Here is a 12,491-nt window from a genome sequence, read left to right on the forward strand (position 1 = left end):
ACTCGTGGTTTATGACCACTGCTGACTCCCACTTGCTCGGCCCGGTAGAAATCCGGGCCCTGGCAGAAGAACTGGATGTCACCCCGACGAAGAAGCTCGGCCAGAACTTCGTCCACGACCCCAACACGGTTCGCCGTATCGTCGCTGCCGCCGACCTTCAAGCTGATGATGTCGTCATCGAGGTCGGCCCCGGTTTGGGGTCTTTAACATTGGGGCTGATCGACTCCGTGCGGCGCGTCCTCGCCGTCGAGATTGACCCGCGCCTCGCCGACCGCCTACCGCGCACAGTCGCCGAGCGCGCCCCCGACTTCGCCGACCGCCTGGACGTCATCAACACCGACGCTCTGACGCTTTCCGACGAGCACCTGCCCGAAGCACCCACCGCCTTGGTGGCGAACCTGCCCTATAACGTGTCTGTGCCGGTGTTGCTTCACCTCCTGGAGTGCTTTCCGACGATCCGTCGTGTCCTCGTCATGGTCCAACTTGAGGTCGCTGACCGCTTAGCTGCCGAACCAGGCACGAAGATTTATGGCGTGCCCAGCGTGAAGGCCTCCTTCTATGGGGACGTGAGCCGGGTCGGTGTGATCGGCAAGAACGTGTTCTGGCCCGCCCCCAATATCGAATCCGGCCTGGTTCGTATCGATGTTAGCGACCCCTACCCACGCGAGCTACGTTCGAAGGTCTTTCCACTGGTGGATGCGGCCTTTGCCCAGCGGCGCAAGACGCTCCGCGCCTGCCTATCCAGCGTGTATGGCTCGGGGGCCGCGGCCGAGGAGGCGCTGCGCGCAGCAGGCATCGACCCACAGCTGCGCGGGGAGAAGCTCCATGTCTCTGACTACGTGCGTCTGGCGGAGGTGTCCTAGATGCAGGCACCCATCGTCCCCATGACCTTTACCGCCCGCGCCTACGGCAAGGTCAACCTGCACCTCGGTGTAGGCAACGCGCGTGACGACGGCTACCACGAGCTGGTCACCGTCTTCCAATCCATCAACAGGCCAGAGACCGTCACCCTGCATGTCTCGCCCACATTCGAGCAAACTGACCCCGCCAACGTGGTGGAGTCGATGGAGACCACCTTCCACGTCAACGCCCCCGAGGAAGACATCGACGGGCCCGGCAACCTCGCCTGGCGAGCGGTGCAGGCGGTCGTCGATAAGCACCAAGCGATGTTCGGTGAGCACCAGCCGACCCTGCCGAAAGTACGTATCAGCGTGGACAAAACCGTCTTCGTCGCAGGGGGCATGGCCGGTGGGTCCGCCGATGCCGCCGCTGCCTTGGTGGCCACCAACGAGTTTCTCGATGTGCACGGCGTGCGTGCCCTCGAGGACAATCCCCTCTACGAAATTGCGGCCGACTTGGGCGCTGACGTGCCATTTTGCCTCATGGGTGGCACAGCGCTGGGTACGGGCCGTGGCGATTCGCTGGCGCCCATGATGGGGCGCGGGCAGTACTGGTGGGCATTTCTGGCCCAAAGCGAGGGGCTGTCGACGGGCACGGTGTTCGAGCGCCTCGATGATCTGCGTCACGACGATGTCACCCTCGTTCCACGCCTCAATACAGAGGAGATCGGCCAGGCGCTGATTAGCGGGGAGCCAGCAGAGGTCGCTGCGGCGTTGCACAATGACCTGCAGCCGGCCGCACTGGCGATGCATGCCAACCTGCGCCGCACCTTCAATCAAGTGGGCACGCTGGGCGTGTTGGCTGCCGTTGTGTCGGGTTCGGGGCCCACCCTGGCCGTGTTGTGCGAGAGCGAGGAGCAGGCGCAGGCCGTCGTCGATACGCTGGTGCGTGCCGACGATGCTTCTGCCTCGGAAGGTTTTGTCGCTCAATCGCCGGCCGGTGGCGCCCATGTCGTGCAGTGTGGCCGTGACCTAGAATAAGAACCCATCATGGCAAATCTGATCAACCTGGAAAATGTGTCCAAGACGTGGGGGCTAAAAACCCTGCTGGATAAGGTATCCCTCGGGGTGCAGACGGGCGACCGCATCGGCGTGGTCGGCCTCAACGGCGGCGGAAAAACCACCCTGCTCGAAGTTCTGACGGGCATCGAAGAGCCCGATGAGGGGCGTGTTTCCCATAACTCGGACCTGCGCATGGCCGTGGTCACCCAGCGCTTTGATCTTGCCGACGATCTGACCATCGGGGAAGTGGTCGTCGAACCACTGGGCTTGCAAACCTTTGAGTGGGCCTCCAACGCCAAGGTGCGCGAGGTGCTGGCCGGAACCGGCGTTGTGGACCTAGGACTGGATTCCACGGTGGGTAACCTGTCTGGTGGTGAGCGCCGTCGCGTGAACCTCGCCGCGGCACTCGTGCAGGACTTGGACCTAGTGGTGTTGGACGAGCCGACCAACCACCTCGATGTCGAAGGTGTGCAGTGGCTCGCGGACCATCTGCTGTCGCGCAAGATCGCGGTGGTCGTCGTCACGCACGACCGCTGGTTCCTCGACACCGTTGCCACGCTGACCTGGGAAGTGCACGACGGCCAAGTCGATGTTTATGAAGGTGGTTACAACGACTGGACCTTCGCGCGCGCGGAACGCGCCCGCCAGGCTGATGCCATCGAACAGCGCCGCCAGAACCTTGCGCGAAAGGAGCTGGCCTGGCTGCGCCGCGGTGCCCCAGCACGCACCTCGAAGCCGCGCTACCGCATCGAAGCCGCCGAAGCATTGATCGCGGACGTTCCTGCCCCGCGCGACAAAGTCGAGCTGATGAGCTTTTCGCGCCAACGCCAGGGGCGCATCGTCGTGGAGCTGGAGGACGCGCGTATCGACGCCCCCGACGGCCGCGTGCTCGTCGACCACCTCACGTGGCGGCTGGCCCCCGGCGAACGCATCGGCCTGGTCGGCGTGAACGGGTCCGGCAAAACGACTTTGCTGCGCGCCATCGCCGGCGACTACCCGCTGGCCGCGGGCAGAAGAATCGAAGGCCAGACGGTTCGTATCGGCTGGCTGAAACAGGAACTCGATGACCTTGACCCCACGCGCCGTGTCCTCGACGCAGTGGAGGACGTGGCCAATTACGTCATGCTGGGCAACAAAGAGGTATCAGCCTCCCAGCTTGCAGAGCGCCTCGGTTTCTCGCCGAAGCGCCAGCGCACGCCCGTCGGCGACCTCTCCGGCGGTGAACGGCGTCGCCTGCAGTTGACGCGCGTGCTGATGGGGGAGCCGAACCTACTGCTTCTCGACGAGCCGACCAACGATTTGGACATCGATACTCTGCAAGAGCTCGAAGACCTGTTGGATAACTGGCCCGGCACGCTGGTGGTGATTTCGCACGACCGCTACCTGATCGAGCGTATTGCCGACCACACCTACGCCCTCTTTGGTGACGGAAAGCTGACAAACCTGCCCGGCGGGATTGGGGAGTACCTGGCTCGTCGTGAAGCGATGGAAGGCTCCGGCGGAGTGCTGGACCTAGGCGAATACAGCGAGGAGGCTCCCGAACCTGTCGAAACCCCCAGCGGGCTGAGCTCGCAGGAAGAGCGCGAACTGCGCAAACAGATGAACGCGACAGAGCGCAAGATGGGCAAGCTGCAGGAAAAGATCGCCACCTTTGAGCAGGAGTTAGCGACGATCTCTGCTTCCGACGACCCCGATTTCGCGAAGCTGGCACAGGTGAACGAGGAGCTTAACGATGTGCGCTCCGAACACGAGGAGCTCGAAATGGAGTGGCTCGAGCTCGGAGAGAAGCTCGAGGGCTAAATGGCGCGGCTGCACCCGTGGGGCCTTGTTTTCGCCGCAATCTTTTTCACTATTGGGCTGACTCCGTCCCTGCTGTTGCGGGACTGGTTTTACCAGGGCGTTGTCTCTGGCCTGGCCGCGGGCTGCGGCTATGGGGTTGGTGTGGCGGTGCACTGGTTAGTTGTACGTCTTGCGCGCTGGCGGCCGATCGTCATTCCGCAGCGTCGTCGCACTGTAATTGATGCTGTGGTGGCGACGGTCGTCGTGCTGTGGATGATCATCACCACGGTGTTGTCTATCAGCTGGCAGGGTGACCTTGCGGAACTTACGGGCGTGGACATCCAGCCCACTATGTTGATCCTGGCGATTACACCGGTGGGTGTAGTCATTGCGTTGCTGGTGATCGGCCTGGGCCGTGGCCTAAGTCGTGGTGCGGAATGGATTGGACGGCTGTTTCCGGACTCTGCCCATCACCGGCTGCGAATGGGTGTGTCTTGGGTGGCGGTCTTCATGGTTGTGGTGTGGGCTGTGGAGACGGCGATTCCCGGCACGATTGTGGCTGCCGGGGAGAAGATCTTCGAGCCACGAAACGCTCACCCTGAGCAGGGGCGGGTTCAGCCTGCGCAGCCGGAGCGTTCCGGTTCGCCCGACTCCGTGGTGGAGTGGGAAGACGTGGGCGCGTACGGGTCCCGCTTCCTCAACGAGGGTGCCGGCGCGGCCGAACTGGAAGAAGTGACGGGCGAGCCCGCTGTTGAGCCGATTCGCCTCTACGCTGGCTTGGCCACAGCACCGACCGATGGGGCCCGTGCAGAGGTGATCATCGACGAGCTGGAACGCACCAACGCAGTCGAGCGCGAGGCAATTTTGCTGATCATGACCACCGGCACCGGTTGGGTGAACCCTGCTACGGCCCAGGCTTTTGAACTGCTCTACGGCGGTGACACAGCGATTATCTCCGAGCAGTATTCTGCGGTGCCCTCGGCCTATCACTTCCTTGCAGGGGGAGACGTGGTGCAGACCGCAGGCCGAGATTTCATCACACCGATCGTCGACTGGTGGAACACGCTTGATGAGGACTCGCGGCCGAAGCTCTACCTCTACGGGGAGTCGTTGGGCTCCACCGGTGTGGAATCTGCCTTTTCGGGAATGCGGGACATAGTGAATTCGGTCGACGGAATCTTGCTGGCTGGCCCGCCGAACTTCAACCCCCTGTGGTCCGTGTTTACTGAACGGCGCGACCCTGGCACGCGTGAGGTGCTGCCTGAGTATTCCGGCGGCATAGTGGTGCGTTTCGCCAACCGTAACGAGGACATTCTGCGCCACCTCGATGATGGCGACGAGTGGGGGCCAACGCGCATGCTGTACGTCCAGCACCCGTCAGACCCGGTGACGTGGTGGAGTCCAGAGCTTATCCTGCGCGAACCTGATTGGTTGATCGAAGAGGCAGGCTTTGACAGGCTGCCGGCCATGCGCTGGGCACCGATCGTGACTTTCCTCCAGCTCTCGGCGGATCTCCCTGTATCGCAGAACGTGCCGGATGGCCACGGCCACAATTACGGGAACTCGATGGTGCCTGGTTTTGCCGCGGTGGCGGAACCGGGCAGGTTTGACCGTGCCGATATCGAGCGGGTGCAGTCGCAGATGGAGCAGGCGCGCGCTCTCGGCGGATAGGATCCATTATCACGCGTACAATTGGTGGCATGATTTTGATTAACGTTCGTTTCCGTCCACTTCCAGAACACGTCGAGGACTTCCGCGAGAAGGTCGCCGACTTCACTGAGGCGTCCCGCGCGGAGGATGGCTGCCTGTTCTTCGACTGGTTCCGCAACACCGATGATCCCAATGAGTACATCCTGGTCGAGGGCTTCAAGGATGATGCTGCTGAGGCGCACGTGAACTCGGAGCACTTCAAGGCCGCTCAGGAATTGTTCCCCACTTTGCTGACTGAGACCCCGCAGATCATCAATACTCTGATCGAGGGCAAGACCGAGTGGGACGAAATGGCAGAGTTCCAAGTCAAGTAACCCCCGCTTTTCTTTCCTTTAGCAGCTCAGGTACCGTATTTTCCATGGGATCTGACAAGACGAAAAAGCCACCAAAACTGTCCAAGCAGGCCTATGAGGATGAGCTCAAGAGGCTGCAGGCTGAGTTGGTGGATATGCAGCAGTGGGTCGTCGAAACCGGCGCGCGCGTGGTCATCATCATGGAGGGCCGCGACGCCGCTGGTAAGGGCTCCGCGATTAAGCGCATCACGCAGTACCTGAACCCGCGTACATGCCGCGTTGAGGCTTTGCCTAAGCCCAGTGAGCGTGAACAGGGGCAGTGGTACTTCCAGCGCTATGTTGAAAAGCTGCCGACTGCCGGCGAGATCGTCATCTTTGACCGCTCCTGGTACAACCGCGCCGGCGTTGAACGCGTGATGGGCTTCTGCACGTCGCAGGAGTACCGCCGCTTCCTCCACCAGGCGCCGATCTTCGAGCGCCTGCTCGTCGAGGACGGCATCATGCTGCGCAAGTACTGGTTCTCCGTCTCCGATGAGGAGCAGTACGCCCGCTTCCAGTCCCGCCTGGAGGATCCATTGCGTCGCTGGAAGCTGTCGCCGATGGACCTGCAGTCCATTACGCGCTGGGAAGAGTACTCTCGCGCGAAGGACGAGATGTTCATCCACACCGATATTCCTTCCGCGCCGTGGTACACCGTGGAGTCGGAGGACAAGAAGCGCTCGCGGATCAACGTGATCTCGCACCTGCTGTCCACGATTCCTTACGAGAAGATTGAGCGCCCCCTGCCGGAGATCCCGGAGCGTCCCGAGGCCGGCGACTATCAGCGCCCACCGCGCGGGGAGTTCCGCTACGTCCCCGACCATGCCGCCCAGCTGGAGAAGTCCAAAAACGGCAAGAAAAAGAAAAAGAAGAAAGCTTAACGACGATGCCCCTGCGGATACCCACGCCGGCCCGACACTGAGGGGTCGAACGGGATCCAAAAGCGCAGGGGCGCGTCCGCGTTCTTACTGATTCCAATGCGCGGACCCCGGACCCATTCGGGTTCGGCCTCCCGCGGTTGCAGCGTGATAGCCGGGCCGGTCACGGCCTGCCCATTGTCAGAAAGATCAAGGCCGAGCGCTGACCCCAGATTGCCCGGCCCCCGCGCCAGGTTATGGAAGTCCGTCCCACCACGGCGCGTGCGCGCAGCCTCTTCACCTGCGACAACTTCGCCAGCGCGCAACAAGCATCCTTGCCCGATGCCTTCCGGCGCGCACACGATATTGCCTGCCCTGTGGATCCCGTAGGATATGTAGACGTACATGTGCCCGGGCGGGCCAAACATGGAGGCGTTACGGTCCGTTTTGCCACGGTAGGTGTGGGAGGCCTCGTCGTCGGCACCAAGATAGGCCTCTACCTCGGTAATGCGGATGGTCACGCCGGCATGGGTGAGAAAACATCCGAGTAGCTGCGGGGCGACCTCATCAGCTGGGGCGGAGAAATCAATCACAGACAGTTAGCTCAACCACTTTCGCAGCGTCTTCAGCGCGCCGTGATCGATATTGGAGGTGGTGATTTCGTCGGCAATCGCCTTCAAATCAGGATGCGCGTTCTCCATGGCCACGGCGGTGCCGGCGGCCTGCAGAAGCTCATAGTCATTCAGGTAATCGCCGATCGCCGCGGTATCCTCCTGCTTGATACCCAGGGCCTTGGCAAGATCCAGCAGCGCCACACCCTTGTTTGCACCCGGTGCCATGACGTCCAGCCAGTGCTTCGAACTTACCGCCAGCGTGTAGTCCGGCGCGACTTCACGCACCACGGGCAGGGCATCGCGTTCGGCGTCAGTCTCCACATACAGCGCAATTTTCACGACGTGCGTATCGACGACATCCCGCAGGCTCGCCACGTGCTGGTTCGCGTGATAGTACTTGTCCACTTCGGCAGTCACGTCGGCGGGCAGGTTCTCATCCGTGTAGGAGGCTTGAGCCTTGCATAGGACGACATGGACCGGGAAGCCGACGTTGTCAAGCGCATCCAGCACCGCGTTCACGATGTCTTTGCGCATCGGCTTCTCAGAGACGATCTCACCTTTGTGCCAGACGACCGTGCCGTTTTCAGCGATGAAGGTGTCAGGGCGCTCGTTGGTCACTTCGAACATGTCGCGCAGGGTGGCCAGTTGGCGCCCGGAGGCCGGAGCGATGGTCACGCCTTGCTGCTTCGCTCGCCCCAGAAGGTCCCAGAACTCGTCGGGGATGCGGCCTTTTTCGTCGAGAAGCGTGCCGTCCATGTCCAATGCCACCAGTCGAGGGGAACTCATAGCCAACTTTCTTGTGATGTGGAACACTGGCTGATATGAACCAACCAGTGATTGTTACCGTTGAAAAGTCTACCGGAGTGCTCACCTTAGATCGTCCCAAAGCGCTCAACAGCCTGAGTCCCGAAATGATCGCGATCATCACAGAAGCGCTCGACCAGTGGCGTGACGACGATGGCATCCAGCAAGTAGTCATCCGCACCGAAGGCAAGCACTTCTGCTCTGGTGGCGATGTTCGTTGGGCCCGCGACACGATTCTGGCCGGCAACCACGAGGACGTTGACCGCTTCATGGCTGCCGAATATGCCATGAACCAGAAGATCGCCGAATACCCGAAGCCCTATATCGCCTTGATGAACGGCGTGGTCATGGGCGGGGGCCTGGGTGTGTCCGCGCACGGCTCACACCGCGTGATCACCGCGGACACGTGGGCGTCCATGCCGGAGATGAACATTGGTTATATTACGGACGTGGGCATGTCCCACACCTTCCAGAACCTGCCCGGCCACCCATCGACCGCGCTGGGAAAATTCCTGGCGATTACGGGCTACCGGCTGACCGCCGGCGACATGATGGCCACCGGCCTTGCCACCCACCAGGTGGAGTCTTTCGACGGGCTGCTCGAGGCGATCATCGAGCGCGGCCCGCAGGCCATCGAGGAGGCCGCGATCCAGCCTGACCACGCTGAGCTGCCGAAGATTTACACGGATATCGACGAGGCCTTCGTCGGCTCCTGGCCAGAAATCACAGCGAACCTCTCCGGCGATTTGAAGGGCATGGTCGAAGAGCTGACCGCCCAGGCCTCGCCGTCCATGATGGTGGCCGCCGCCGAGCTTTTCGATGCTAACTCCACCAAGACGCTCGCCGAGTCCTTGGACAATGAGCGCGCTTTGGGCGAGGTGTCCCGCCGCGAACCGGACTTCGTGGAAGGTGTGCGCGCGGTGCTCGTCGACAAGTCCAAGGACGCGAAGTTTGCTCCCCAGGCGGATCCCAGCCGCTACCGCGAGGTGCTGAGCTAGCTGCTACACCGTGATGGTGCCGTCCGTATCGACGGCCACCGCACGGTTGCGGGCGTAAGCGACCAGCGCACGCTCACGCTCGACCGTGTGGGGCAGGCGCGCAACCGTGGCATCCACCGCTTCCTGAGTGGCTTGGGGCAAAACCAACTGCGGGCCACTCAACAGAACGTAGCCGCTGGTTTATGGCGCAAGGTACACGGTGGCGGGGGTCCACAGCCCGGTAATCGGCGCGGCAACGACCAGGTAGTCGTCGATAAGCTCCGGCGAGAAGTGCGGGCGGAGTAACTGGGGAATGCCGTTATCACGTGCGAAGCGGCGCACGGCTGTTGCCGCCTGCATTGCAGGCGATCCGGCGAGGCTCTGGTCCGCCCACGCCCACGTCCCTTGGTCACCCGTGCGGGTGGCGATAACCTGCATAGCCACCTCAAAAGGCGGCTGACCTTGTGGTTGGATAAGCGCGCGGCCGGTAGCCAGGTTAGGGATGACGTGCGCCTGCGGGTAGCGGCTGCCGAAAAAGAGCCGCGATTCAATGGAAGTCAGGACTCCGTCGGCGTAGACATCGTCGAAAGTTATACCACCGCCGACAGATGTGACCGCGTTGTTGCGAATCACAATCTGCGTGCCGTCGGACAGCGTGATGCCGTCCTCGCTACGTTGTGCGCCTAGGCCCCGCGAAGCAGCGAAAGAGGTGATCGCGCGATAAAGGTCTACCTCCGGGTTCATGGCTGCTACCCCCTGAACTAACGCTGGGGACAGCGGGCTGGTTGGGAAAGTGCCGTTCAAAGCCACCACGCTGCAGGACCCATCTTTGTGCGGGGCAAGGAAGACTTGCGCGTTGCCGAACAGGGTGCGGGTGACGCGCAAGTGAAGGTCGTCGGCAGGCTGAACCTCCAGCAGCGCGGGGACATCGAAAGAGTCGATCCGCGCGGTGCGCCAGTGCCACTGGCCATCCCGGATGATGGCGGCGCGAGTGCCGGAAGCCACCTCAGGGCGCCGACCCGCCCGACTAATGCGCAGGTCAACGAGAGCGTCGAGGGTATCGTCGTCAGGCGCGGCACCCGAAAACTCGACGGATTCCACAGGGCCCAGCACTGTCTCCGTGGTTGCGTCGACATCATGCTGCGCCAGCACCCCGTCAGTGGCGATGTCCGTCAGGGATGTCGGCATACCAAACTCCATAGATACAGTCCTTCTGGTTTGTACGGGGCCAATGGGGCGGACAATCTTCCCTTCATCGTAGCGCCGAAAAGCCCGCGCGCTACCCCCGGAAACCCACATGAACATGAATGTCTTCTAGGGTTAACGGGGGAGAAACATTCTCGCCTTATTCATCCATCTTGACACCCCGAAGAGGAGAACCGTGAATAACCACGACAGCATGCAGCAGAAACAAGACGACTGGAACCGTCGCCTGTCCTTGGCACAGGAAATGCTGCCGCTGATCAGCACCCTTCACCGCGAGCACAACGCAGTGACCTCCATTTTTGGCCGCCTGCTCGTCGGCGTCACCGACATCGACATCATTAAGGCCCACCGCTACGCACGCCGCGTCGTCGAACGCGAACTGGCGTTGGAAGACACCCTGCCGATCCTGCGTGAACTCGTCCAGATGGACTTGGGCACCGCGTCGATTGACCTGGGCCGACTTGCCAAGAACTTTAGCCGCGAGGAATCCGACGACCTGCGCGGCTTCCTCGAGCGGGAGCTTGCCGACGTCATCGGCTCCGAACGCAACCTAGAGCCAAAAGACGTGGTGCTCTACGGCTTCGGCCGCATCGGCCGCCTGCTGGCCCGCATCCTGATCCAGCGGGAGGCCACCTATGGCGGTGTGCGCCTGCGCGCGATTGTGGTGCGCAAGAAGGGTGATGAGGACATCGTGAAGCGCGCCAGCCTGCTGCGCCGCGACTCGGTACACGGACCTTTCGACGGCACCATCTCCGTCGACCACGAAAACGAGGTGATCTGGGCAAACGGCACCCCGATCCAGATGATCTACGCCTCCAACCCCGCGGAGATCGATTACACCTCCTACGGCATCAACGACGCGATCGTGGTGGACAACACCGGCGCGTGGCGCGACCGCGAAGGTCTCAGCCAGCACCTTAAGTCCAAGGGCGTAGCTAACGTGCTGCTGACCGCGCCGGGCAAGGGCGATGTGAAAAACATCGTGTATGGCATCAACCACAGTGCCATCACCGATTCGGATGAGGACCGCGTGCTCTCTGCCGCATCGTGCACCACCAACGGCATCACCCCGGTGCTGAAGGTGATTGGTGATCGCTACGGTGTGCGCCACGGGCACGTGGAAACGGTGCACTCCTACACCAATGACCAGAACCTGGCCGATAATTACCACAAGGGTCCCCGCCGCGGCCGCGCCGCCGGTCTGAACATGGTGCTCACCGAAACCGGTGCCGCCAAGGCGGTCTCCAAGGCACTTCCTGAATTCGAGGGCAAGCTCACCGGTAACGCGATCCGCGTGCCAACCCCAGACGTGTCCATGGCAGTGCTGAACCTGGAGCTAGAGACTTCGGTGACCAAGGACGAGGTCAACGATTACCTGCGCCGCGTCTCTACCGATTCGAACCTGCGCCAGCAGATCGACTACATCCACTCACCAGAGGTGGTCTCTACCGACTTCGTCGGCTCCACCCACGCGGGCATCGTCGACGGTCTGGCAACGATTGCCTCCGACAATCACCTGGTGCTCTACGTCTGGTACGACAATGAGTTCGGCTACTCCAACCAGGTGATCCGCATCGTCGAGGAGATCGGTGGTGTCCGCCCACGCGTCCTGCCACAGCGCAAGGACCCAGCGGACATCCGCTAGGCTAGCGGCGGCCCTTTTTCACGACGCGGCGGGAGTGCAGCTCGATGGCCTCCTGGTAGTACTCCACCACCTTTTCGGTGGAGGCACGCCAGCTCCAGCGTTCCGCCTCCTCCCGGGCGTTGGCCCCGAGGCGGCGCCGCAGGCTCTCGTCGTTAAGCACCTGTGCAAGTCGGTCGGCCCACACGGAATCGGGGGCCTCGGGATCGACGAGGAAGCCTGTGGTGCCATCGTCAATGACGTAGGGGATGCCGCCCGCGCGCGCTCCGACGACCGGCACACCCGAGGCGAATGATTCCAACGCGACAAGGCCCAAGGTTTCGGTCGTGGAGGGGAAGGCGAACACGTCGCCGGACGCAAATGCTTGGGCAAGCTTGGCGCCGGACATGTTGAACCGTCACGGGTTTCTTGCCGCCTTCCGATAAGGAAGGATCACCAGCATGAAAAAGTCCTACGACCCCGAGTTCAAGACCCGGGCCGTCCGGATGGTCCAGCAGCACCGCGAGGACTACCGATCACTGACCGCCACCTGCACCGCCATCGGCAGCGAGCTCGGGGTATCCCGGGAAACCCTGCGCAACTGGGTCCGGCAGGCCGAGGTCGACGCCGGCACCGCCCCCGGTGTCACCACCGAGGAAAACGAGGAAATGGCCCGGCTGCGCAAGGAGA

The 12,491-nt window shown here is 62.3% G+C and carries 14 protein-coding genes; 9 read left to right on the forward strand and 5 right to left on the reverse strand.

All coding sequences use genetic code 11. The features are described from left to right. Window positions 1–11: 11 nt before the first annotated feature. Genes rsmA through ppk2 form a run of 6 tightly spaced genes read left to right on the forward strand, consistent with a single transcriptional unit; the run spans window position 12 to window position 6,603 of the window. Entirely contained in the window at window positions 12–863 is an 852-nt protein-coding gene (gene rsmA, locus B097_RS0103330; protein WP_018581127.1) for a 16S rRNA (adenine(1518)-N(6)/adenine(1519)-N(6))-dimethyltransferase RsmA, read from the forward strand. After that, the gene (locus B097_RS0103335) at window positions 864–1,880 is read left to right on the forward strand and encodes a 4-(cytidine 5'-diphospho)-2-C-methyl-D-erythritol kinase (RefSeq protein WP_018581128.1); all 1,017 of its coding nucleotides are present in this window, start codon (window positions 864–866) and stop codon (window positions 1,878–1,880) included. Window positions 1,881–1,889: 9 nt separating this feature from the next. Next, a complete protein-coding gene (locus tag B097_RS0103340; RefSeq protein ID WP_018581129.1) occupies window positions 1,890–3,701 on the forward strand; it encodes an ABC-F family ATP-binding cassette domain-containing protein in 1,812 nt (603 codons plus the stop codon). After that, window positions 3,702–5,351, forward strand: a complete 1,650-nt coding sequence (locus B097_RS0103345; RefSeq protein ID WP_018581130.1) for an alpha/beta hydrolase — start codon at window positions 3,702–3,704, stop codon at window positions 5,349–5,351. A 29-nt stretch (window positions 5,352–5,380) separates the two neighbouring features. Continuing rightward, window positions 5,381–5,704, forward strand: a complete 324-nt coding sequence (locus B097_RS0103350) for a putative quinol monooxygenase (RefSeq protein WP_018581131.1) — start codon at window positions 5,381–5,383, stop codon at window positions 5,702–5,704. Between the two features lie 44 nt (window positions 5,705–5,748). Then, a complete protein-coding gene (ppk2, locus tag B097_RS0103355; protein ID WP_018581132.1) occupies window positions 5,749–6,603 on the forward strand; it encodes a polyphosphate kinase 2 in 855 nt (284 codons plus the stop codon). Here ppk2 and B097_RS0103360 read toward each other — a convergent pair. Both B097_RS0103360 and B097_RS0103365 read right to left on the reverse strand, forming a co-directional pair. After that, window positions 6,600–7,172: a DNA-3-methyladenine glycosylase gene (locus B097_RS0103360; protein ID WP_018581133.1), complete on the reverse strand. Its 573-nt coding sequence runs from the start codon at window positions 7,170–7,172 to the stop codon at window positions 6,600–6,602. The genes ppk2 and B097_RS0103360 overlap by 4 nt on opposite strands. A gap of 6 nt (window positions 7,173–7,178) precedes the next feature. After that, the gene (locus tag B097_RS0103365; protein ID WP_018581134.1) at window positions 7,179–7,979 is read right to left on the reverse strand and encodes an HAD family hydrolase; all 801 of its coding nucleotides are present in this window, start codon (window positions 7,977–7,979) and stop codon (window positions 7,179–7,181) included. A gap of 35 nt (window positions 7,980–8,014) precedes the next feature. On the opposite strand from B097_RS0103365, the gene B097_RS0103370 reads away from it, so the two are divergent. Continuing rightward, on the forward strand, window positions 8,015–8,995 hold the full coding sequence (locus B097_RS0103370; protein WP_018581135.1) for a 3-hydroxyisobutyryl-CoA hydrolase: 981 nt from the start codon (window positions 8,015–8,017) through the stop codon (window positions 8,993–8,995). A gap of 3 nt (window positions 8,996–8,998) precedes the next feature. Here the strand turns inward: B097_RS0103370 and B097_RS13460 are convergent, their stop codons facing one another. Together B097_RS13460 and B097_RS0103380 are read right to left on the reverse strand one after the other, a co-directional pair. Further along, the gene (locus B097_RS13460) at window positions 8,999–9,136 is read right to left on the reverse strand and encodes a hypothetical protein (RefSeq protein WP_155879214.1); all 138 of its coding nucleotides are present in this window, start codon (window positions 9,134–9,136) and stop codon (window positions 8,999–9,001) included. A 39-nt stretch (window positions 9,137–9,175) separates the two neighbouring features. Further along, window positions 9,176–10,174, reverse strand: coding sequence for a DUF6882 domain-containing protein (locus tag B097_RS0103380; protein WP_018581137.1), 999 nt, complete (start codon window positions 10,172–10,174; stop codon window positions 9,176–9,178). A gap of 199 nt (window positions 10,175–10,373) precedes the next feature. Between B097_RS0103380 and B097_RS0103385 the strand changes: the two genes are divergently transcribed. Next, window positions 10,374–11,825 (forward strand): glyceraldehyde-3-phosphate dehydrogenase, encoded by a 1,452-nt coding sequence (locus B097_RS0103385; RefSeq protein WP_026254273.1) that lies wholly within the window; start codon window positions 10,374–10,376, stop codon window positions 11,823–11,825. Between the two features lies 1 nt (window position 11,826). On the opposite strand, the gene B097_RS0103390 is transcribed toward B097_RS0103385, so the two are convergent. Continuing rightward, window positions 11,827–12,210: a glycosyltransferase gene (locus B097_RS0103390; protein ID WP_018581139.1), complete on the reverse strand. Its 384-nt coding sequence runs from the start codon at window positions 12,208–12,210 to the stop codon at window positions 11,827–11,829. A gap of 52 nt (window positions 12,211–12,262) precedes the next feature. Here B097_RS0103390 and B097_RS12410 point away from each other — a divergent pair. Continuing rightward, a partial coding sequence (locus B097_RS12410; RefSeq protein ID WP_018581140.1) for a transposase occupies window positions 12,263–12,491 on the forward strand: 229 nt, incomplete at its 3' end.

Source organism: Corynebacterium pilosum DSM 20521 = CIP 103422 (genome assembly GCF_000373805.1).
Lineage (GTDB): Bacteria > Actinomycetota > Actinomycetes > Mycobacteriales > Mycobacteriaceae > Corynebacterium > Corynebacterium pilosum.